At 53.2% G+C, this 21,076-nt stretch carries 19 protein-coding genes and 3 tRNA genes; 12 read left to right on the forward strand and 10 right to left on the reverse strand.

Going from position 1 to position 21,076, the window contains the following annotated elements; translation table 11 throughout:
- Positions 1–79: 79 nt before the first annotated feature.
- A complete protein-coding gene (locus ABJG22_RS09125) occupies positions 80–760 on the forward strand; it encodes a lysoplasmalogenase family protein (RefSeq protein WP_348019922.1) in 681 nt (226 codons plus the stop codon).
- On the opposite strand, the gene ABJG22_RS09130 is transcribed toward ABJG22_RS09125, so the two are convergent.
- From ABJG22_RS09130 to ABJG22_RS09145, 4 genes are all read right to left on the reverse strand, one after another.
- On the reverse strand, positions 751–1,590 hold the full coding sequence (locus ABJG22_RS09130) for a TauD/TfdA family dioxygenase (RefSeq protein WP_348020340.1): 840 nt from the start codon (positions 1,588–1,590) through the stop codon (positions 751–753). The genes ABJG22_RS09125 and ABJG22_RS09130 overlap by 10 nt on opposite strands.
- Positions 1,583–4,348, reverse strand: a complete 2,766-nt coding sequence (gyrA, locus tag ABJG22_RS09135; protein WP_348019923.1) for a DNA gyrase subunit A — start codon at positions 4,346–4,348, stop codon at positions 1,583–1,585. The genes ABJG22_RS09130 and gyrA overlap by 8 nt, the downstream gene beginning before the upstream one ends.
- Before the next feature lie 106 nt (positions 4,349–4,454).
- Positions 4,455–5,159, reverse strand: coding sequence for an SDR family NAD(P)-dependent oxidoreductase (locus tag ABJG22_RS09140; RefSeq protein ID WP_348019924.1), 705 nt, complete (start codon positions 5,157–5,159; stop codon positions 4,455–4,457).
- Positions 5,156–5,914 (reverse strand): YaaA family protein, encoded by a 759-nt coding sequence (locus ABJG22_RS09145; RefSeq protein ID WP_348019925.1) that lies wholly within the window; start codon positions 5,912–5,914, stop codon positions 5,156–5,158. The genes ABJG22_RS09140 and ABJG22_RS09145 overlap by 4 nt, the downstream gene beginning before the upstream one ends.
- 187 nt (positions 5,915–6,101) lie before the next feature.
- Here ABJG22_RS09145 and ABJG22_RS09150 point away from each other — a divergent pair, with 187 nt between their 5' ends.
- Positions 6,102–7,406 (forward strand): hypothetical protein, encoded by a 1,305-nt coding sequence (locus tag ABJG22_RS09150; protein ID WP_348019926.1) that lies wholly within the window; start codon positions 6,102–6,104, stop codon positions 7,404–7,406.
- A gap of 46 nt (positions 7,407–7,452) precedes the next feature.
- Here the strand turns inward: ABJG22_RS09150 and ABJG22_RS09155 are convergent, their stop codons facing one another.
- Positions 7,453–7,926, reverse strand: coding sequence for an Lrp/AsnC family transcriptional regulator (locus ABJG22_RS09155; protein ID WP_348019927.1), 474 nt, complete (start codon positions 7,924–7,926; stop codon positions 7,453–7,455).
- A 179-nt stretch (positions 7,927–8,105) separates the two neighbouring features.
- Here ABJG22_RS09155 and ABJG22_RS09160 point away from each other — a divergent pair, with 179 nt between their 5' ends.
- The 6 genes from ABJG22_RS09160 (at position 8,106) to ABJG22_RS09185 (ending at position 14,699) form a co-directional block, all read left to right on the forward strand.
- On the forward strand, positions 8,106–9,782 hold the full coding sequence (locus ABJG22_RS09160) for a histidine kinase dimerization/phospho-acceptor domain-containing protein (RefSeq protein WP_348019928.1): 1,677 nt from the start codon (positions 8,106–8,108) through the stop codon (positions 9,780–9,782).
- Positions 9,783–9,859: 77 nt separating this feature from the next.
- Entirely contained in the window at positions 9,860–10,846 is a 987-nt protein-coding gene (locus ABJG22_RS09165; RefSeq protein ID WP_348019929.1) for a polysaccharide deacetylase family protein, read from the forward strand.
- 110 nt (positions 10,847–10,956) lie between these two features.
- Positions 10,957–11,033 (forward strand) — tRNA-Ile (locus tag ABJG22_RS09170).
- A 107-nt stretch (positions 11,034–11,140) separates the two neighbouring features.
- Positions 11,141–11,217: transfer RNA gene (locus ABJG22_RS09175), tRNA-Pro, on the forward strand.
- 261 nt (positions 11,218–11,478) lie between these two features.
- The gene (locus tag ABJG22_RS09180; RefSeq protein ID WP_348019930.1) at positions 11,479–13,545 is read left to right on the forward strand and encodes a TonB-dependent receptor; all 2,067 of its coding nucleotides are present in this window, start codon (positions 11,479–11,481) and stop codon (positions 13,543–13,545) included.
- Entirely contained in the window at positions 13,545–14,699 is a 1,155-nt protein-coding gene (locus tag ABJG22_RS09185; protein WP_348019931.1) for a PepSY-associated TM helix domain-containing protein, read from the forward strand. Before ABJG22_RS09180 ends, ABJG22_RS09185 begins: the two co-directional genes overlap by 1 nt.
- Before the next feature lie 24 nt (positions 14,700–14,723).
- Here the strand turns inward: ABJG22_RS09185 and ABJG22_RS09190 are convergent, their stop codons facing one another.
- The gene (locus tag ABJG22_RS09190) at positions 14,724–15,311 is read right to left on the reverse strand and encodes a DUF4126 domain-containing protein (RefSeq protein WP_348019932.1); all 588 of its coding nucleotides are present in this window, start codon (positions 15,309–15,311) and stop codon (positions 14,724–14,726) included.
- Between the two features lie 104 nt (positions 15,312–15,415).
- Between ABJG22_RS09190 and ABJG22_RS09195 the strand changes: the two genes are divergently transcribed.
- Positions 15,416–16,240 (forward strand): NUDIX hydrolase, encoded by an 825-nt coding sequence (locus ABJG22_RS09195; protein ID WP_348019933.1) that lies wholly within the window; start codon positions 15,416–15,418, stop codon positions 16,238–16,240.
- Positions 16,241–16,372: 132 nt separating this feature from the next.
- Positions 16,373–16,933 carry an HD domain-containing protein gene (locus tag ABJG22_RS09200; protein WP_348019934.1) on the forward strand — a complete coding sequence of 187 codons (561 nt, stop codon included), beginning with the start codon at positions 16,373–16,375 and terminating at the stop codon, positions 16,931–16,933.
- Positions 16,934–16,949: 16 nt separating this feature from the next.
- Here ABJG22_RS09200 and ABJG22_RS09205 read toward each other — a convergent pair whose 3' ends face one another.
- The 3 genes from ABJG22_RS09205 to ABJG22_RS09215 all read right to left on the reverse strand — a co-directional run bounded on the left by ABJG22_RS09205 (position 16,950) and on the right by ABJG22_RS09215 (position 19,030).
- Positions 16,950–17,969 carry a phosphoribosylglycinamide synthetase gene (locus ABJG22_RS09205; protein WP_348019935.1) on the reverse strand — a complete coding sequence of 340 codons (1,020 nt, stop codon included), beginning with the start codon at positions 17,967–17,969 and terminating at the stop codon, positions 16,950–16,952.
- A complete protein-coding gene (locus ABJG22_RS09210; RefSeq protein WP_348019936.1) occupies positions 17,966–18,751 on the reverse strand; it encodes an NTP transferase domain-containing protein in 786 nt (261 codons plus the stop codon). The genes ABJG22_RS09205 and ABJG22_RS09210 overlap by 4 nt, the downstream gene beginning before the upstream one ends.
- A 202-nt stretch (positions 18,752–18,953) precedes the next feature.
- Positions 18,954–19,030 (reverse strand) — tRNA-Arg (locus ABJG22_RS09215).
- Between the two features lie 103 nt (positions 19,031–19,133).
- On the opposite strand from ABJG22_RS09215, the gene ABJG22_RS09220 reads away from it, so the two are divergent.
- On the forward strand, positions 19,134–19,865 hold the full coding sequence (locus ABJG22_RS09220) for a queuosine precursor transporter (RefSeq protein ID WP_348019937.1): 732 nt from the start codon (positions 19,134–19,136) through the stop codon (positions 19,863–19,865).
- On the opposite strand, the gene ABJG22_RS09225 is transcribed toward ABJG22_RS09220, so the two are convergent.
- On the reverse strand, positions 19,866–20,297 hold the full coding sequence (locus ABJG22_RS09225) for a hypothetical protein (RefSeq protein WP_348019938.1): 432 nt from the start codon (positions 20,295–20,297) through the stop codon (positions 19,866–19,868).
- Between the two features lie 171 nt (positions 20,298–20,468).
- Between ABJG22_RS09225 and ABJG22_RS09230 the strand changes: the two genes are divergently transcribed.
- Positions 20,469–21,008: a peroxiredoxin gene (locus ABJG22_RS09230; protein ID WP_348019939.1), complete on the forward strand. Its 540-nt coding sequence runs from the start codon at positions 20,469–20,471 to the stop codon at positions 21,006–21,008.
- Positions 21,009–21,076 lie beyond the last annotated feature (68 nt).

A 21,076-nucleotide genomic window follows, 5' to 3' on the forward strand; every position in this document is an offset into this window, starting at 1 on the left:
GTGGTCAGGCAATAATGTCAATCTGGCAGTTCAGCCTTTCACCTGTTAGAAACCAAGAAATATTATTTGGGGCCAAGTTATGAAAAGCGCATTTGCCGAATCCAGACCGTTTCTGCTGCTCAGTCTGCTATTCGGGATTAGCTATTATTTTGTCAGAGACAGCAATATTCCGGGTCTATATCTGATTGCCTGGAAAGGGGCAGGGGTCGCGTTCCTTGCCATCTATGCATGGGTTCGCCTGCACCGCCTTGATGGGAAGGTCGTTGGCGGGATTATGGCGCTGGGTGCACTGGGCGATATGGTCTTGGAATATGATCTGACCATGGGTGCTGTAGCATTCATGGCCGGTAATCTACTGGCGATATTATTCTATTCCCGTTTTCGACGACACAAGCTGGGTTTCAGCCAGAAACTCTTCGCGATCCTATTGGTGCCTATCTCTGTGTTGATAGCCTGGAGCCTGCCATCTGATCGATCGGCGGCGCTTGGCGTGGCATTTTATTGTCTGTCTATTTCAGGAATGGCGGCAATGGCATGGACCAGCCGCTTCTCGCGCTACCAGGTCGGCGCCGGTGCGGTTCTGTTTCTGATCTCCGACTTGTTAATCTTCGCGAGAATGGGCCCGCTGTCGACAAGCGTCGTCCCGCATATCTTTATCTGGCCGCTATATTATTTCGGTCAGTTCATGATCGCGACTGGGATTGTGAGAACGTTGCGGCACGAAATGGCGGCGGACAGTGCCGACCCGGTTCACGGCTGATGCGCGGCAATTGTTGTCCGGTGCAGCAGCCGGTCATGGCCGTCATAGCCGCCGGTTGCGCAATGTAGCAGCGAGCGATTGTCCCACATGACGAGCATGTCGGACTGCCATTGGTGGCGATAGATAAATTCATCGCGGCTTTGCCAAGCATATAATTGTTGGAGCAAGGGCAGGGCGTCTTCTTGCGCCATGCCTTCGAAACCCATGATATAACCCATGCAGCTGAACAGCCCTAGGCGTCCGGTTTCTGGATGTTCGCGGACCAGCGGGTGGGTCTGTGTTTCCCGCGCCGATTCATCGGGACGAATGGCCATGCTGCGGCCCTCGTCCTTTTCGCCATAAGCGCCGTCGGGAGCGTAGGCGAGCCCCGCGCTGTGAATAGCGATCAGCCCGCCATATTGCGCGCGCATCTCGTCGGGCATCGCATCCAGTGCGGCATGTTGGTTGGCGAATAAAGTATCGCCGCCGACCGGCGGAATAGTGATCCCAAACAGGCAGGTTCCCGCTGGCGGATGGGCTTGAAAACTCCAGTCGGTGTGCCAGTTTTCTGCAAAAAGCGGGCTTTTCTCATCCGCATCGCGCCGGATAGCGGCAATATTCTTGCGACCCTCGATAGGATCGAAAAACGGATCATGGCCGAAGTCGCCAAAATAGCTTGTGAACCGCTCCAGATCATCATCGGTCATCGCCTGATCCGGGAAGGATAGAACATGGTGTTCCAACCATGTTGATCGAATGGCTGCGACTATGTCGTCGGAAAGCGGTTGGGTCAGGTCAACGCCCGTTACTTGCGCCCCGCAGGACTGTCCGGATGGCGTAACCTTAATCAGATTCGCCTTCTGGTTTTTCTGGTGTCGCTACATTGTCATCGGAGGCTTCACCTTCAGAAACGTCCTGTTCGACCATTTCGTCGGCAACGGAATCTTCTGCTTCGTTTTCTGATTCCTCTTCCTCGTCGATCTTGGCGGCACCGACGACCTGCTCGCCGTCAGCAACGTCGAACAGTTTTACGCCAGAGCTATTGCGGCCAATCACGCGCATATCCGCGACTTTCATGCGGATAAGCTTGGCCTGATCGGTGACCAGCATGACCTGCTGGTCGTCGGTGGCGCGGAAGCTGGCGACGACGGTGCCGTTGCGCTTGATATTGTCGATATTCAAAATGCCCTGACCACCGCGACCGGACTGGCGATATTCATAAGCGCTGGACCGCTTGCCATAGCCGTTGGCGCAGACGGTGAGGACAAATTCCTCCATCTCGGCAAATTCGGCCATGCGTTCGGCGGACAGTTCCGGCGCATTTTCATTGTCTTTCCATGATGCCGCTTTCAGATATTGATCGCGCTCTTCGGTTGTCGCTTCAAAACCGCGCAGCACCGACAGAGAGATGACCTCGTCATCGCCCTTCAGCGCAATGCCGCGGACACCGGTGGAAGTGCGGCTCTGGAAGGAGCGCACGGCATCGCCGGCAAAGCGGATCGCCTTGCCATTTCTGGTCGCAAGCAGGACATCGTCATTATCTTCCAGTAATTTCACGCCGATCAGCCGGTCGTCGCTGTCCTCGTCGAATTTCATCGCAAACTTGCCGTTCGACGGGACGTTGGTGAAACTGTCCATACTGTTGCGGCGCACGCTACCCTTGGCAGTAGCGAACATCACGTGCAGGTCGGCCCATTCCGCCTCGTCTTCCGGCAAGGGCAGGACGGTGGAGATCGTCTCGCCGTCTGCCAGAGGCAGCAGGTTGATCATCGGGCGGCCTTTGGTCTGTGGTCCACCTTCGGGCAATTTCCAGACCTTCAGGCGATAGACTTTGCCGTGGGTCGAGAAGAATAGCACCGGTGTATGGGTGGAGGTCACGAACAATTCGGTGACCGCATCCTCATCCTTGGTCGCCATGCCAGCGCGGCCTTTGCCCCCACGACGTTGGGCGCGGAATGTGTCGAGCGGTGTCCGCTTGATATAGCCGCCATGGGTGACGGTCACGACCATTTCGGACCGCTCCATCAGATCTTCGTCTTCCAGACCGTCCCAGGCAGCGGTGATTTCGCTGAGGCGCGGCGTTGCGAACTGATCGCGTACTTCTTCCAGCTCTTCGCGCATCACCGCGTAGAGTTTTACGCGATCGGCCAATATTGCGAGATATTCCTCGATCGCTGTCGCCAGTTCCTTCAATTCGTCGCCGATTTCTTCGCGACCAAGGGCTGTCAGTTTCTGCAGACGCAGATCCAATATGGCCTTCACCTGAACCTGAGATAATTTGTAGCTATCGCCCTCAACCTCTGTTTCGGTCGCTTCGACCAGTTTGATATAGGGGGCAATCTCGGCAATGGGCCATTCGCGGGCAAGCAAGGATTCACGGGCTTCAATAGGGGTTGCCGAGGCGCGGATGATCCGCACGACTTCATCCATATTGGTGACCGCAACCACAAGGCCGAGCAAGACATGCGCCCGTTCGCGTGCCTTGTTCAGTTCAAATTTCGTCCGGCGGGTGATGACTTCTTCGCGGAATTTGACAAAGGCTTCGATAATATCGCGCAGATTGAGCACTTCCGGACGGCCGCCGCGAATGGCGAGCATATTGGCCGGAAAGCTTGATTGCGCAGGCGTGAAGCGCCAGATTTGATTGAGCACGACATCGGCGGTCGCATCGCGTTTCAGTTCAATAACGACCCGGACACCGGCGCGACTGGATTCATCACGAATGTCGGAAACGCCTTCGATCCGCTTATCCTTTGCGGCCTCGGCAATTTTTTCGACCAAGCCGGATTTGCCGACCTGAAAGGGGATCGACGTCAGGACGATGGAGCGTTTGTCGCCTCGGCCTTCTTCTATTTCATGACGCGCGCGCATCATGATCGATCCGCGGCCTTCTTTATAGGCGGACCGTGCCCCCGATTGTCCCAATATCAAGGGAGCCGTCGGAAAGTCCGGTCCAGGGACGATTTCGATCAGCTCATCAATCGTAATCCCGGGGTTTTCGATATAGGCAAGGCTGGCGTTGATCACTTCTCCCAGATTATGGGGAGGGATATTGGTTGCCATGCCGACCGCGATACCGCCAGCGCCATTGACCAGCAGATTCGGGAAACGGGCAGGGAGAACGTTCGGTTCCTGACGGCTGCCGTCATAGTTGGGAATGAAATCGACGGTATCTTTGTCGAGGTCATTGAGCAGGAAATTCGAAACTTTGTTCAACCGTGCTTCGGTATAGCGCATTGAAGCCGGCATATCCGGATCCATCGACCCGAAATTGCCCTGACCGTCGATCAAAGGCACACGCATGGACCAGTCCTGCGTCATCCGTGCGAGCGCCATATAGATCGCGCTGTCGCCATGCGGGTGATAGTTGCCCATCACGTCACCGACGATTTTCGCGCATTTGCGATAGGGGCGTCCGGCGACCATGCCGCCTTCTTGGGAGGCAAATAAGATACGCCGATGAACCGGCTTCAAACCGTCGCGCACGTCCGGTAACGCGCGGCTGACGATGACCGACATGGCATAGTCCATATAGCTGGTCTTCATCTCATCGACGATGTCTACCGGCTCAATGCTGGATGGTGACGGTGGTGTGGTTTGTTCGTTCACAAACAGGCCTTTTTCATGGATTTTTTCTTGTCGATTCTTGTAGGGGAACGGGCCGGTAAAAGCCAGTCTTTCGGGCCAGTTTTACAATAATATTACAGCATAGAAATCAGGGTTTGATTTCCGTACCGTCCCACGCAAATATCTTTCCGCTATCAGCGGGCTTCAGGGCGCCTAGAACGGAGATAAGTTGTCTCGCTGCCCGATCCGAATCAAACAGTTTCGCAGCGGGAACATTGTTCTGGAATGGCTGGCTGAGGGCGGTATCCACCGTGCCGGGGTGCAGGGCGACGATCACGGACTTGTCATTCTTGCGCGACCATTCAATCGACAGATTGCGGATCATCATGTTCAGCGCGGCCTTCGAGGCGCGATATCCGTACCATCCGCCCAGTCGATTGTCCGAGATGCTACCAACCCGTGCAGAGAGTGCCGCAAACCGGATGGTCTCTTTCCTGTTCATCAGTGGCAGAAAATATTTGGCGATCAGTGCCGGGCCAATCGCATTGACCTGATAATTGTCCATCAGCCAGTCGGGGTCGAGCTGGCGCAGGCTTTTCTCCGGTCCGTTATTCTCGTTATGGAGAAGCCCGGTTGCGACAAATACCAGCGAGGGCGCGATCTGGTTGTTCGTAAGCCATTCTGCCGCCGCGCGGATGCTGTCTTCGGCCGTCAGGTCGAGCGGGACGGGGCTGTCGCCGGACCGGGATAGCCGGATGACGGTCTTATATTCGGGGCTGGACCGTAAGATATCAGCGACGGCCGCGCCAATTCCTCCCGACGCACCGATAACAACGGCTGATTTTTGATTCATGTACGGAGGAAGCGAAGGCTGCTTTCTGTGCTGCCGTCGGCATCATAGCGGTACCCGTCATAGTCGAAACCCTTGAGCGTCTCTGGGGCAGTCAGATGATTTTCGCATATATAGCGTGCCATCATCCCGCGCGCGCGTTTTGCTTCGAAACTGACGAACTTCGGTCCATCGGGAGTGTTTTTGCGGAAATCCACTTCGATGATCTGACCCGGCAATTTCGCAACATGCGGTTTGACGGCCGCCCAATATTCATTGCTTGCCAGATTAACGATGGTGTCTGCCCCAATGGTTTTTAGGTCTGCGGCCAAAGCACTGGCAATCTTATCCTGCCAGAAATCGGTCAACTTGCTGTAGCGAGGGGCCCATTTTGTACCCATTTCCAGCCGGTGAGGGCGGATGGGGTCTAGGGGGCGCAGCAGTCCATAAAGTCCTGAGAGAATGCGCAAATGACCCTGTGCAAAGGCGATTGCATCCTCGCCGAGGCTATGCGCTTCAAAACCGTTGTAGACATCGCCATTATAGGCATAGATTGCCGATCGTTCCGGTTGATCGAAAAATGCGCTGTACCGTTTCCGGTTCAGAGCGATCAAATTGTCCGAAACGGGCATAATCGCCTTCAGCTTCTTTGTTGTCAGATTTCCGATTGCCTTGGCCAGCTTCGCCGTTTCGTCTGGAAAACGGTTGGCGGATGGCGGTGTCGCGGGAATCTCGGATTCGAAATCGAGCGATTTGGCGGGAGAAATAATGGCTAACACGCGATTTTACCTCACTATACAATATCAGATGCTCAACGGTGTCACGGAAGGGGTGCCGTTCAACATCTATTCAGCGGATTCACCCTAGAAAAGCGGTGAAAGCTTGGTAATAAGGCCAAGAGTATATGGTGCAACCATATTCCGGAGAACCCGTTTCTCCCAAATAATCATTATCCGGAGGATATTCATGCGTTTTTTATCTCATTTTTCCATGGCTGTTGCGTTGGCGACGGCTGGCACGCTGGCAATAACAGCGCTGCCGCAGGAAGCGCAGGCGGCGAAGAAGAAGAAAAAGAAAGACGAGTCTGAAATTAAGATCAGCAAAGAAGTTCGGCCAGCAGTGGCTGCGATCCAAGCTGCAATGGCGAGCGAAGACCCCGCAACGGCGAAGCCGCTGGTGGAAGCCTTGCTTGGCCAAACCTTGGCTCCAGATGACCAATTTGTCGCTGGCCAGTTGGCTATCCAGCTTGGCGGAACGTTGAAAGATACCGGATTGCAGGAAAAGGGTATCATTGCTTCGCTAGATAGTGGGCGTACGGGCGCTGATCGACTGCCCGCCTTTAACTTCTTTGCCGGTAATTTCGCATATGGCGCTGAACGCTGGGCAGATGCTGCGCAACGGTTCCAAGCGGCATATGATCTTGGCTATCGCGCGAACAATATTGAACCACTGTTGCCCGAGACGTTTTTCAAACGGAACATGTACCCTCAGGGCTTGGCAAAGTGGGATGAAATTCTCAAAAATGCCAATGCGTCCCCGACCAAAGCACCGGAGTCTTGGTACCGGTTAGCCCGCGATCGTTCGCTGGCGAGCGGAGACAAGGTTGCATATGCCACCTGGGCGGCCAAATGGGCCGCTGCTTATCCTTCAGGAGATTCCTGGGGTGACGCGGTGGCAGCAAGCCGCCGGACAACGCAATCTGACAGCATCCAGAATCTCGAAATCTTGCGCTTCATGAAAGCCACTGACGCGTTGAAGACCTCTCGGGACTATCAGGAGTTTGCGGAAGAGGCGCAGCGTAAGAACTTGTTTGGTGAAGTGGTCGCGGTCTTGGAGGAAGGGCAGGAGAAGGGGCTTATCAGCTCTTCTAGCCCGCTGATTTCGGAAGTACTCGCGCCTGCGAAGCGCGAAGTGTCTGCCGATCGGGCATCACTGCCGACGACACCTTCTGCGGTACGCGGCTCTGGCAGCAGCTCGGTGATGATGAACTTTGCCGATGTCTGGCTCGGTTACAAAGGTTATGATAAAGCCGTGGCTTTCTATGAAGCTGGACTTGCCAAGCCAGGGGCTGATCTGGATCGCGGTAATATGGGCGTTGGTACTGCTCATGCCCATGCTGGTGATTTTGATGCTGCAAAAGCATCGTTCGCAAAGGTTTCCGGTAGCCGGGCGCCGTTGGCTGCGATGTGGCAAACGTGGATTGGGCAACAAGCTGCACCTGCTGTGCCAGTGCCGCCGACACCGCCAGCCACGCCTGAACCGACAAGCTAGTCGAACAGGCTATTCGTGATTGAAAAGGGCGCCTTGAGCGCCCTTTTTATTTCTGGATTGGAACGCCCGGCAAATGCTTGGCCGATCGAATGGTCAGTGATGTTTTTACACTGGCCACATTCGGTGCGGCCGTCAGTTCGCTGGTTAAAAAGCTCTGGAATTGTTGAAGGTCTTTAGCGACCACCTTCAAGATAAAGTCGATTTCACCATTCAGCATATAGCATTCCCGGACTTCGGGAAGCTTTTGCATATGGTCTTCAAAGGCTTGCAAGTCGGCCTCCGCCTGGCTTTTCAGGCTAACCATCGCAAAGACCGTGATTGTATATCCCATTCGGGCGGGATCAATGGCCGCGTGGTACGATTTGATGACCCCATCATCTTCCAATGCGCGCATACGGCGGAGGCAAGGCGGGGCCGTCAAACCGACGCTATTGGCAAGCTCAACATTGGTAATTCGACCGTCATCTTGCAGTCGTTCCAATATACTCAGATCGATTTCATCTAGGGTCGTGTCAGCCATAATGGTGTAATATCCGTTCGCGAATCATATTATGCTTATAATATAATAAGTAGGCCAAGCAACGCTTTCTCCCATGTCCCACATTGTGACGCGAACTATTCCTAGCTTCCGGTTGCCCTAGGAAAAGGTTATCACCCGGTTAATAGTTTTTGTAAAACGACCATATTTGGGATCCAATATTGCGCTTCGATGACCGCCTGACCACCGTATTAAAAGGCAGCCTTCCGGAAGGTGTAGCTGCTGCTACCCAGTGGCGCCAAGTTGTGGATTTACTGGCCCAGAAGCCCGGAGATTTGGCCAGCCACGATATCCAAGTCGGGCTGACCCAGCTCCATGATTTGCATGACAGGGTTTCCGAGCAAGACCGTCTGGCGGCGGTGCAATCGCTCAACGGCCGATTGCGTTCCGCTCCATTGCTGGTGTATTTAAGTGCCGATAGTGACGCTATTTGTGATGCCGCGATGGCTGCAGCGGACCTTACACCCGAAATTAGTGTTGATGCATTCCCGCGGCTCTCGCCACGTGCGCAAGCATGGTTGCAATCGCAAGGCTTTGCACCGGTGGATATCACGCCGGATATCCTGACACTGACGCCCGAAAGCGAAGAGCCGCTGCCTGAGAGTGAATCGGTAGCAAAACCCGTCGATGATCCGCAAGACAGTGCTTCAGATGAATCGGTGAATCAGACCGAAGAATCGCAGATTAGTGCGCTCGTCGAAAAGATCGCCGACTATCAAAAAAATCGGCCTGCCGAAACGCTAGACCCCCAGATCGGTGATGGTGGAGATAAAAGCTTCTTTGTCGAAACATTGGAGACGATTCGCTTTGAAACCGATGAATCTGGCGCAGTCGTCTGGACGGAAGGGCCTCCTAAAGGTGCGATTGTTGGCATAACCATCGCTCAACCGGCCTTTGATGAAGGACCTGGACCCGATGCATATGGTGCGGCTGCATTCCGTCAGCGCATGCCGATGGAAAATGCGCGGATGCGGCTATGCGGAGCGTCCATTATCGCTGGCGACTGGCGGATGAACGCTACGCCCTATTTTAGCGAGGCAACGGGACGTTTTGAAGGTTATCGCGGAATCATGCGACGGCCCAACATGGCTGAAGATGCCGGACACGCGGGACTGGATGTCGAACGCCGGGAGCAATTGCAGCAATTGATCCATGAACTGAGAACGCCGCTAAACGCCGTGATCGGTTTCAGTGAAATTATCGAACAACAATTGTTTGGACCGGCATCTCATGAATATCGGTCTTTGGCGCGCAATATCATGGATGAAGCGCGACGCCTGTTGGCCGGATTTGAAGACCTCGATATTGCAGTGAAAGTTGATGCCGGACAGTTGCCCGAATCCACGGGGAGCACAGGCGCTGATTGGTTGTTTGAACGGATTACGCAGCGGCTCCAGGGACTGACCCAGAGCAAAATGGTTGACCTGAACATCAGCAAAGCAGAACCGGTGCGGCCGTTCGCTTTGGATAGCGAGGCGGTCGAACGGATTTTTGCCAGACTATTGTCGGCAGCGATTATCTCTTGTGAAAATGGGGAAACCTTGAACGGCGAGCTGCGGACCCGGATCGGGATGCAGCCGGCGAATCAATTTACTTTGTCGCGACCATCCCGGATCAAAGGTGTTGCAGAAACTGTCTTGCTCGATCCATCTCAGGGCATCGATGATGATGAAGGGAGCGAATCCTCCCTGCTGGGTCTTGGCTTCTCCCTTCGGTTGGTCCGCAATCTGGCGCAGGCCGCTGGTGGTTCCCTCGCGATCAACGATGACAACATTGCATTGACCCTGCCGGCAGCGCCGACTAGCAAAGTTAATGTTCGGGAAACCGAATTAGAGTAGACGACCTGTAAGCAGTATAGTTTTGTCACAATCGGCAAAATGGCACTGTCAGATTTTTCTGCACAGGAAACAGACCGATGAAAATCGATAAGCCTGACGATCATGTTCAATGGCCCGAAGATTTCGGCAGACGTTTTCTGATATCAGTAGACACCGAAGAAGAATTTGACTGGGATGCGCCCTTTCAGCGCGATGGTCACACAACCGCTTCGATTCCTATGCTGCATGAATTTCAGGCATTCGCCGAAAAACATCGAATCAAACCGGTCTATTTTGTCGACTATTCGATCGTTGATGATGAAAAGGGCGTGGCCTTCCTTCGGAGTGTTGCGGAACAGAAAACCGCTGGAATCGGTGTTCATCTACATCCTTGGGTCAACCCGCCGTTCGAAGAAGATGTCAATGTCCACAACAGCTTTGCCGGAAATTTACCGAAAGAGCTGGAGGAAGAAAAGCTCGTAGCGCTGCGCGACGCCATCCAGAATAAAATTGGCGTTATGCCCACGACCTATCGGGCTGGCCGCTATGGCATCGGTCCCCATACGACCGAGCTATTGCTGAAACATGGTTTTGTGATGGATAGCAGCATTCGGCCGCGCTTTGACTATAGCGAGCAGGGCGGCCCGGATTTTATGGCCGTTGGTTCGGAGCCTTTTTGGTGGGGCCGTGATAACCGATTGCTCGAAGTGCCACTGACAACGGTATATTCCGGTCTTTTGCGCAAACAATCCGGTTTGATGGCAGCGATCATGAACAAATCGCCGCTGTTCAATGCATTATGTTCCCGCAGCAAGATGCTGGAACGCATTCCCTTAACACCCGAAGGTATCTCTGCACGCGAAACGAAAGAAGCGATCGACGTCGCGTTAGACGATGATTTGCGATTGCTGGTTTTCTCCTTCCATTCTCCGTCATTGGCTCCCGGTCATACGCCATATGTACGGACGCAAGAAGATCTGGATGGATTTTATGATTGGTGGCGGGACGTCATAGAGCATCTCGAAAAACGCAATGTGAAACCCATTGATATAGAGCAGTTGATAGCGGCGGCATCCGGCGTTTAACATATGATTGGCATCAACATGACGAATCGTCATGATCTTTCTTGCCAAATCATCACGGCTTCCGCTATCGGACCATCCCATGAGATTTGCTCGGAAAAAGCTGCTCATACGGGCCTGTAGCTCAGTTGGTTAGAGCTGGCCGCTCATAACGGCTAGGTCGGGGGTTCGAGTCCCTCCGGGCCCACCATATATTTTTCCAAAAGCCGTGAATCGTTCACCTGATGAGCGGCGGCAAAAAGAAGCGCGAAAAACCCTTTGCTTTTCGTAAAAGCACCGCCTAGGGGAAGCGCGCGTCGGGGAGTGGCGCAGCCTGGTAGCGCACCTGTTTTGGGTACAGGGGGTCGCAGGTTCAAATCCTGTCTCCCCGACCATTTTGTATTTTGGCAATCCCCGCCGGCGGCATGTATGACCCAAACATCTTGCACGCCGGCGTTGCCTTTCCCCTACTATAAACGTCTCATGAAACTGCGTTGTCGTTTGCCCGGCTGTTTGGCGGATCGGTGATCCTTTGAAAGCAGTTCAACGATCCGATTGTGAACTCGAGTCAGTCATAATCAATAGTGATAATCATTCGCATTGACTTTTTACATTTGCTCCCTAGTAGTTGCGAACGATTCGCATAAGGGGATATCATGAAGAACTTTGTATCGCGCCGCGCTTTGACGGCGCTGTATCTTGCTGGCGGTAGCGCCTTGGCTTTATCCAGCCCGGCGCTGGCGGAAGAGCAGATTTCCAGTGATGAAGCACTAATCACCGTCACAGGCGAACGGATTGAACGCTCGCTTCTCGATACGGCTTCCAGTGTTGCGGTTTTCGATTCCGCGCGTCTTGCCGAACAGGCGGGCTCAGACCGGATAGAACAGATTCTTGACATCGTCGCCAATGTGCAGCGCGGTTCTGGCGATCTCGGCGTCACCATTCGCGGTCAGGACACGACAGGCGTGCTGATCGGTGCCAATGCGTTTCTGGGTGGCACACGCCCGCGCGCGACGCTGCGGCTCGATGGTCGTGCGTTGAACTATAATGAATTTATCTATGGCCTTGGACCGATCTGGGACGTCGAGCGGATTGAAGTTTTCCGAGGGCCACAGACCACTACCCAGGGTCGCAATGCGATCGCCGGTGCGATTTTTGTTGAAACCAAGGATCCGACCTTCGAGTTTGAGGGCGCTGCCCGCGCGATCGTCGGCAATTATGATACGGTCCAGACATCTCTGGCACTTTCCGGCCCACTCGTCGAGGATCAGCTGGCCGCCCGGATATCGGTCGACTGGCGTGAACATGAAAGCTGGATGAACTATCCTGACCCCGATATTTTCGTCGGTGCGAACCGCGAAGATGACGACTTTATCAATGTCCGCGCGAAATTGCTGTTCACCCCGACGGCCATTCCGGATCTGGAATTGTTGCTCACCTACGCGCATCTCAATGCCAACAACCCGCAGAGTGAAACCGCTGATGACCCGATCGAGGATCGTTTCCAGGCTGTGCAAAACGGGGCGCATTGGGAGACCAAGGTGGATTCCCTGGTGCTTGAGGCGAACTATTCTTTTTCCGATGCGTGGCAGGCGAGTGTCACCGGCACCTATGCCGATTCGACAAGCGAGCGTTTCTCGCGTCCTGGTGCGGGTAGCTCGTTCGTCGACGCGGATGAATATTCGATCGAGGGACTGCTGCGGTTTGCGCCAACGAACGGAAAGCTGAGCGGGCTATTCGGCATGTCCTATTTTGCGGCGGATCAAGATGAAACCAGCGATCTTTCGGCCTTTCTCGGTTTTGGCGATTTTGTCGACAGCCAGCGCAGCTTCGGTATCTTCGGTGAAGCAACGCTCGACCTGACACCAGCCCTGCATCTGACTGTCGGCGCCCGTTGGCAACAGGACAATCAGGACCGGGAAGGCGCGCTGGGGCCGGTATCTCTCGACTATGATAAGACGTTCGATGCGTTTTTGCCCAAGGCGGAATTGGCTTATGATATAAGCGAAGATGTTGTTATCGGTGTGACCGCACGAAAAGGTTTTAACCCGGGCGGCACCACGATTTCTTTCGTGACCGGCGACATTGATGAATTCGGCGCAGAGACTCTATGGTCTTATGAGCTGTTCTCGCGGGCCAGCTTGGCCGACGGCGATCTGCTGTTAACCGGCAACGTCTTCTACACTGATTTTACCAATGCCCAGCGGCCGCTGATTTCAACCGCAGCTGCAGCGAATGGCACGATTGTTGAATATACCGAATTTGCCAACGCACCATCGGCGGAGAGCTATGGACTGGAGTTGGAGGCGGTCTGGAAAGCTAGTCCGGCCGTTCAGTTCCGCGCCTCCATGGGTTTGCAGGACTCTAAGATTACGGAAACATTACTTGCGGCCGATCCAATGCTGGGCAAGGAGTTTCAGCGTGCGCCGCGGTTTAATGTCGCTTTGGGCGTTCACCTTAATCCGATCGAGCCGTTGACGTTCGATCTGGGGCTGCGTCACAATTCAAGCTATTATAGCGACGATGCCAACAATCCGGCCTTCGAGATTGACGGCGTAACAATGATCGACGCCAAGGCCGCCTATGATTTTGGACCGGCCAGCACCTTTGTCTATCTGCGCAACGCCACGAACGAGGATTATAAGGTCTGGCAGTTCCGGCCTGGCAATGCCTCGCTCGGTGATCCGCGTGAATATGGCATTGGTCTGGAAATGACCTTCTGATGAGCGCGCGCCGATTTTTCCGCCTGACACATGGCTGGATTGGTGCGGTCCTGGCGCTGTTCCTTGTGCTCGTCGCGGGGTCTGGTGTCAGCCTGGCTTTCATGAGCGAGATGTTCATCGCCCAATATGGCGACGTTCTGGAGGCAGAGGCGCCGGCCAGCAGTTCCGCCTATATAGAAATTGACGAAATGCTTGCCGCAGCGCGGGACTATCAGGGCGAAACCTTCATGGTAGGCGGGGTGCTGATGCCCCATAGCCGAATTCCTACCGTGTCGACCACGTTGGTCTTTGGTATAGAAGAGGGTGGTGATCCGCTCAATCCGTTGATGGTTAGCGTGGATCCATGGACAGGCGAAGGCAAAGGCTCTTTCTTACTGGCTGATGCGTTCAGCCACGACATGATCGATTTTCATTTTGAATTGTTGATGGGCGATTGGGGCGTGGTTTTTGTCTCAATATTGGGCTTCTTGCTCGTCGGCTTCGCGATCACCGGGATATGGCTCTGGTGGCCGACAAAGGGTTCGGCGCTGAAAAAGATGCGCAAACCAATTTTGCGCGGCCGATGGCGCGACAAGCTGTTTCATCTGCATGGCTGGCTGGGCGTATGGACAGCAGTGCTTGTCGTGTTTTTTGCTTTGACCGGCACAGCCACGTCCAAGCCGGAATGGTTCGGTCCGTTTTTATCCAATCCTATGGAAGCTGGTCCGACCGGCGATCAATGGGCGGAGCAATGCGCGGGCAGCGTCAGTCTGGGACGTGCGGTGCATCAGGCGCAGCAGCGTTTTCCCGGAACTGAGGCCACGACCCTGTCTGCCTTTCCAGGTGACCCCTATATGATTTATCTGCGTGCTGATGGCGACGTTAACCGGCTGATGGGCGATACGATCGTTTGGGTGCATTCCTCTTGCGAAGGGGTGATGGCGACGAAACAGATTTTTGAGGAATCGGCGAGCGAAGGCCTTGGCGGATCGATGTTGTCGATCCATGGTGGCTATATTTTTGGACCCATTGTCGGTCCGATATTGGTTGTCCTGACCGGATTGGCGCTGCTTTTCTTCAGCATCAGTGGCGTCTTTGTATTCTTCACGCGAACCCTACGTCGCAAAGCAATCGACACTTCGACGGAGATTAGCGGACATTCACCCTCGCGCTAATATCGAATGGGGCTGGCAAGAAAGCTAGCTGCCACCGGACACTATTTGGCGCCAGAGTCGATAGCCTTTATATACCAAGAAAATGCACAGGATCAGCATCACCGATGCGATGATTAATGCGGCAACGGGATTGGCAAAGGTCAGGAAAAGCAGGCCACCGGTCGCAATATCTTCACCTGTCGAGACAACGGCATTGCTGACAGGCTCCGGACTGGTGTTTACGAGTGCGCGAGCGCCAGCCTTTGCGCTGTGGCTTATCATTGCAGCACCGCCACCCAAAAGAAAAACGATGACCTGCCAAGCCGGATCACCGGCATCGACCACGGCAAGTGCCAACAGGGCGCCGCCCAGAGGCCGAATCGCTGTGTGAATCGTATCCCAGATACTATCGAGCCAGAGAATCTTGTCGGCGAAAAATTCAGCCACAGCACCAAGTGCACTAATGGCCAAAACCCATGGATTTGCGAACGCGTCCAGCATCTGTAAATTTTCAGGCAGGCTGATCCACTGCAGCCGCATTGTTAGTCCGGTGACAAAGACCGTAAGATAGAGCCGCCAGCCCGAAATAAGGCTGACGCTACCGGCCAATCCCAATAGCTCAATAATTCCCATATCCTGACCCTGCCACGGTGATCCTATTTTGGCAAATTGGTTTAGACTGGGTCCTATCAATCAAAACACTTGGCAAAGCAGTCGGTTGCAGGTCATATGAAGATATGACCGAAACAAAAGCTAACAGCGAAGCACCCGCCACGGATGCAATTACTGGTAAACCGATGCCAAAACCCATTCCTGCTTCGACCTTGGTGATATTTCGCGATCAACCCGGTAGTGACGCGCCCAATCTGTTGATGGTGGAGCGTTCGGCGAAAATGGCTTTCGCCGCTGGCGCCGCGGTATTCCCCGGTGGCCGTATCGATGATGCCGATTTCGATTTCGCCAAAGCGCTTGGCCATGATGATTTTGAAGAATATGGCGGGCGTATTGCCGCGATCAGGGAATCGATCGAGGAAACCGGTATTGCGGTCGCGGTGGAAGGTAATCTTGGTGCCCAGCGCGTTTCGGAAGCCCGCGCAGCGCTGCACGAAGGCACCGTATTGGCCGATATCTGTGGCCAGTTCGACTGGCAACTGGAGCTAGAGAAGCTAGTGCCTTTTTCGCGCTGGTGTCCTCCCTTTGCAGAAAAGCGGGTTTTTGACACGCGTTTCTATATGATATCTCATGATGATCATCAGGCGCAGGCGACGGTGGACGAGACCGAAAATTACAACCTGTTCTGGGGCAACGCTCAATCGGTGCTCGATCGCGCTGAAGCAGGCGAGGTGAAGATTATCTTTCCGACCAAGCGTAATCTGGAACGGCTTGCGCAATTTGGATCGTTCGACGAGGCGGTTGCCCATGCGAAGGATTATCCGTCGACTATGGTGTCCCCCCACATCGAAAAACGCGATGACGGTGCGCATTTGTGTATTCCGGAAGGCATTGGCTATCCGATTACCTCGGAGCCTATGCAGGCGGTTCAACGCGGCTTTGGTAAGTAAGTCGACGCTGGCAGGGAAGGCGTAGCCGCTATATTTGCTAGGGGCGGCACGCGGAAAATTGGCCTATGGACTTGTCTTGCCGATAAATTATACAGTCTCTCACATGCTATCAATGATAGAAGGAATTGCGATATGGCCTCTCAAGCGACCTTTACCAAGATGCAAGATGGAACGCTCGAAGAGTGGAAAATTATTGGTGCGGCCCATAAAGAGGAATTCAAGAACACGGCAGATCGTTTTATCGATATGCTGAGATCATTGGAGCAGCATACGCTTGGCTTTGCCTGCGATCAGCTCCAACATTCCTTGATGACTGGAACGCTTGCGCGCAAGGCAGGGGCTAGCGATGAGGAAATCGTGATCGCGCTTTGCCACGATATCGGCAAAGCGATCAATGTCCCCAATCATGGACCGATCGCAGCAGAGATGATGCGGCCGTATATCAGTGAAGGCAGCTATCATGTGATACGCAATCACCAGGCATTTCAGGGCGAACATTATTATCATTATATGGGCGCGCCACGGGATCTTAGAAAACAATGGGTGGATGAACCCTGGTATGATCTTGCGGTCAAGCTGGTCGATGAATGGGATGCACCTGCATTTGATCCGGATTTTGAGGTGGACTCATTGGAAAGCTTTGAACCGCTGATGCGCAAGGTCTTTCACGACAATCCGGTAGCGGCTGGATAGCCAAGACGCCGGTCAGTCATATATTGCCCGGAATGAGATGATTGCGACGCAATGCCTCGTGCAATATCGTTTCCAGCAACTGCTCGTGGCTGAAACCTGCCATGTGCGCAGATTTTGCGACGACTTTTTCAGACCATAGATTACAGTTCAGGTTGATCTCGATAAAATTCACTTCTCCGGTGTCTCTATTCAACCGAAACTCGATGCGGCCGTAGTCGAATGGATCAAATTCACGCGCAATTTTAGATGCCATTACACCAATTTTTGTGGCCAAATCGGATTGTTCTAGAAGCTGTAAAGAGGCTTTCTCGTTGCTCGCTATCAAGTCTCTTTTCTGATCATAGGTCCAAAGGGTCTGGGTGTCTTCACGCTCATATATCAGCATGGGCAGCGCCTTCGGGCCATCGACGCTTAGAAATGCTGCCTGCACATCCAAGCCATCAAGATAGGGTTCCACAATGACATCATGGCCCTCTTCATGCAGTTCAGTGATACGGCGGGACACGTCCGACCAACTATATGCGTCTGAAATGGCCCAGCTTGCCGATGATGCGTTCGGCTTGATTACCCAGCGATCTGCTTTTGGACAGTCACTTTCGTTGATAGGTGCGCCGCGTCGATAACAAAACCAAGGCGCGGTTGGGACACCGACGTGGCTTGCGAGCATCTTCGACATCGCCTTGTCATCCCCGATGCCACGCATGATGGGGCCCGCGCCTACATAGGGAATTCCGTGCATATTGCTCAAAAGCGGGACCATCATTTCGCTATTCACAAATCCGCAGCGATTGAGAATCGGGAACACCAAATCAACTTTCGGGTGCTCAAACAGACTTTCCAAATTGTCTGCGATCGACAGGTTGAGGCCAAGATTCTCAAGACTTTTGCGAACTTCATGATGATAGATGGCATGGTTGCCATCTTCAGGATGCAGACCACCTTTCCATAGCGCGTGTTTCGCTAGGAAAAGGAACTTCAACTGTTCTTTTGCTTGTTCAGGAATATTTTGGGGAGTGGGGGAGGTGTTGGGGGTCATTTTTTATTCGATAATATTATCTCGACAATTTTATATGTGCGCTCGTTGTCCACATCTACCGCCTGACTGCCGTCGCTGAGCGTGACGGCACGAATATCGACCCCAAAGCGTTTCGACAGGCGCTTGCCTGCTTGTTGCAGCGTCAACCGTCGGCGCCATATCTGTATGATATTCCAAATCCCGAATACCCTGATAAGCCGTGTAGGGTTTTTCATAAACTGTCCGCCGCTTCGGAAAACCTCAACCGCAGCAAGCGCTTTTTCACCACGAATGGCGTAAAGGTTGCAATTGGCATAGGCACCGCAGCGCATTTCATAGAAATTTTTCTGGGCCTCGGGATGAACGGCTAGAACATCCGGTCTCGCGGCCAAAGCGAGAAGCGCGTCTGCGCCATCTTCCAAACCCATCATCATTTTGTCGAGAGACTCGTGCGTCAATAGCACATTGTCTGCCGTGGTAATGAGAAACGGCGCTTGAACAGCTTTCGAAGCCGCCAACACACTGCCTGCGATATTCTCGTTCGAGGTGACGAATTCAATGGGGAGTGCAGCTGTGCTGTATTTCTCGACCAATGGCTGCAAAGCAGCTTGTCCATCCTCTTCAATTACAATGACAATCTTATTGAAATTGGGGTGACTGGTAAGAGTAGTCAGAACCCGTTCTATCAATGGGATGCCTACTATTGGTACCAAGCATTTGTGGCTCTCTGAATGTTTTTCAGCTAGCTCATTGATGACACCAGTTCTTTGCGCAGCGAGCACAATGACGTCGAAACGTTCCATAAAATCCCTCTGAAATAGTGTTCAGTTTAATCTTGGTTTTGCGTTTGCGACCTGAACGTAAAATTAATTGCAGTCCGCATAAGTTTGCAAGCAAAATTTGCGCAGGCAGAAACATTTGGATCGTCAGTCGGATATATGCCGGACTAAATTGCTATCTGCGGTTCTTGGATAGGTTCCAAAGAGCCAATATTTTATGGAAGAGTGGTGCGCCCGGCAGGACTCGAACCTGCTGCCTCAAGATTAGAAGTCTCGCGCTCTATCCAGATGAGCTACGGGCGCACTCTGAAAGCGCTTTAGCGGTCTTTTAACGGGCTGCAAACTTTGATCTGCGTGGGTCGGCCATAAATGTTGAATTGTCGCAATGCTGGGTTAAGAACAGTCTATGAACAATAACCCTATCCAGCGGACATCCGCTTCCAGCCAGACCGGCCATCGGTTCCGATATTATGATTTCGTGATGGCAGCCTTTGTTACGATATTGCTGCTCTCCAACGTTATCGGTGCTGCGAAACCGACGTTTATCACAATTAGCGGCGAGCAATGGGTCTATGGTGCGGGCATATTATTTTTCCCGCTTGGCTATGTAATCGGCGACGTGCTGACTGAAGTTTATGGTTATGCGCGGGCCCGGCGAGTCATTTGGGCAGGCTTTGCCGCATTGCTATTCATGGCCTTTATGAGCTGGGTGGTAGTGTCTTTGCCGCCTGCAGAAGGCTGGGAAGGGCAGGCCGCATATGAAAGCGTGTTCGGCCAAGTACCACGCATAGTAGGAGCCTCGATTGTGGCCTTCTGGGCTGGGGAATTTGTGAACAGCTATGTGATGGCCCGGATGAAGGTCTGGACGCAGGGCAAGGCCTTGTGGAGCCGGACCATTGGGTCCACCGTCGTCGGGCAGGGGGTCGACAGCCTGATTTTCTATCCGCTAGCCTTCCTAGGCGTGTGGGAGACATCAGCGGTACTCACCGTGATGGTTACCAATTGGCTATTGAAAGTATTGTGGGAGGCAGTGCTGACACCTGTGACTTATCTGGTCGTCGGATGGCTCAAACGGCGTGAAGGTGTCGACATCTATGATGAAGACACAAATTTCACGCCGTTTAGCACGTCGGCCTGATTAGTTCAGAAGACCTTTCTGTTCGGCATGTCGCGCGAATAGAAAGAACGCTACACCAAAAATAACGATCAGGATTGGCATTGCCCAACCTTGTTCGGCAACAAATTCCTTATAGCCATCGATGATGAAATAGCTGCTGAATTGGACAATTACCGCCAGCAACGAAACAAGGAACAAGCGAACGGCCAAGCGTTTGCGGATCAGCAAGGCAATGGAGGCGGCCAAGCCAGCGAAAACGGCAATAGCAAATGCCGCAGTCACCCAGGTCGGTTGTGTGGATAGCAGTTCCTGCTGCACTTGCGGCAGGGCGGCGAATTGCTCCGCGCTCATCAATATTTGTTGAAAATAAGCCGATACGCCCAACGCATTCCAGAGAAGCGCGACCACGCCAACGACCCAAAACCAGATTGGTGCTTTTGTCTTATCCGTCATAACATCCCCCTTTTTTTCTTTAGCTGCCAGACAGTTTGAAACGCTGCTTGATAAGTTTCAAGTGAAACCGGCTATTGAGTGATTATGTGAATAACCAAGGCAAAATAAATCAATTTAACCGATGTAAAATGCGATGCTAACCGGCGGTTGTTAAAACAAATGGAGTCAATAATGATCGGTAGAAATATCCCCCAAGTTACCCTGAAAACCCGCGTTCGTGACGAATCGGTTGATGGTGAAAATCCTTTCCGCTGGCAAGATGTCGATACTAAAGACCTTTTCGCCGGCAAGCGCATTGCCGTATTTTCTTTGCCCGGTGCTTTTACCCCCACATGTTCGAATGAACAGTGCCCGGCTTACGAACGTCTCTATGACGAATTTAAGGCGCGCGGCGTTGACGAGGTCTATTGTATCTCCGTCAATGATGCGTTCGTAATGTATCAGTGGGGCGAGTCCCTGGGTCTGGAAAAGGTAAAATTGCTTCCAGACGGATCTGGTGACTTCACCCGTCGGATGGGCATGTTGATCAAGAAAAACCATCTTGGCTTTGGTGATCGTAGCTGGCGCTATTCGATGATCGCTGATGATGGTGTGGTCAGCGCTTGGTTCGAAGAGCCCGGTATCAACGATGATGGTGTCGATAGTGATCCATATGTCGAATCGACTCCGGAAAAGCTCCTGAACTGGTTGGATGACAACAAAGCGGCTTAAGCACGTTCAGTATAAGATTATGAAACCGCGAGCGAGAAATTGCTCGCGGTTTTTGTTTGTGTGATAGA

The sequence above is a fragment of the Parasphingorhabdus sp. genome (genome assembly GCF_039939955.1).
Classification (GTDB): domain Bacteria; phylum Pseudomonadota; class Alphaproteobacteria; order Sphingomonadales; family Sphingomonadaceae; genus Parasphingorhabdus.

Excerpts from the sequence above, each read along its gene's own strand:
- ABJG22_RS09200 (WP_348019934.1), top strand. The coding sequence starts at position 16,373 with ATGGCCTCTCAAGCGACCTTTACCAAGATGCAAGATGGAACGCTCGAA.
- ABJG22_RS09220 (WP_348019937.1), top strand. The coding sequence starts at position 19,134 with ATGAACAATAACCCTATCCAGCGGACATCCGCTTCCAGCCAGACCGGC.
- ABJG22_RS09150 (WP_348019926.1), top strand. The coding sequence starts at position 6,102 with ATGCGTTTTTTATCTCATTTTTCCATGGCTGTTGCGTTGGCGACGGCT.
- ABJG22_RS09230 (WP_348019939.1), top strand. The coding sequence starts at position 20,469 with ATGATCGGTAGAAATATCCCCCAAGTTACCCTGAAAACCCGCGTTCGT.
- ABJG22_RS09165 (WP_348019929.1), top strand. The coding sequence starts at position 9,860 with ATGAAAATCGATAAGCCTGACGATCATGTTCAATGGCCCGAAGATTTC.
- ABJG22_RS09125 (WP_348019922.1), top strand. The coding sequence starts at position 80 with ATGAAAAGCGCATTTGCCGAATCCAGACCGTTTCTGCTGCTCAGTCTG.
- ABJG22_RS09225 (WP_348019938.1), bottom strand. The coding sequence starts at position 20,297 with ATGACGGATAAGACAAAAGCACCAATCTGGTTTTGGGTCGTTGGCGTG.
- ABJG22_RS09205 (WP_348019935.1), bottom strand. The coding sequence starts at position 17,969 with ATGACCCCCAACACCTCCCCCACTCCCCAAAATATTCCTGAACAAGCA.
- ABJG22_RS09195 (WP_348019933.1), top strand. The coding sequence starts at position 15,416 with ATGACCGAAACAAAAGCTAACAGCGAAGCACCCGCCACGGATGCAATT.
- ABJG22_RS09190 (WP_348019932.1), bottom strand. The coding sequence starts at position 15,311 with ATGGGAATTATTGAGCTATTGGGATTGGCCGGTAGCGTCAGCCTTATT.
- ABJG22_RS09210 (WP_348019936.1), bottom strand. The coding sequence starts at position 18,751 with ATGGAACGTTTCGACGTCATTGTGCTCGCTGCGCAAAGAACTGGTGTC.
- ABJG22_RS09185 (WP_348019931.1), top strand. The coding sequence starts at position 13,545 with ATGAGCGCGCGCCGATTTTTCCGCCTGACACATGGCTGGATTGGTGCG.
- ABJG22_RS09155 (WP_348019927.1), bottom strand. The coding sequence starts at position 7,926 with ATGGCTGACACGACCCTAGATGAAATCGATCTGAGTATATTGGAACGA.
- ABJG22_RS09140 (WP_348019924.1), bottom strand. The coding sequence starts at position 5,159 with ATGAATCAAAAATCAGCCGTTGTTATCGGTGCGTCGGGAGGAATTGGC.
- ABJG22_RS09180 (WP_348019930.1), top strand. The coding sequence starts at position 11,479 with ATGAAGAACTTTGTATCGCGCCGCGCTTTGACGGCGCTGTATCTTGCT.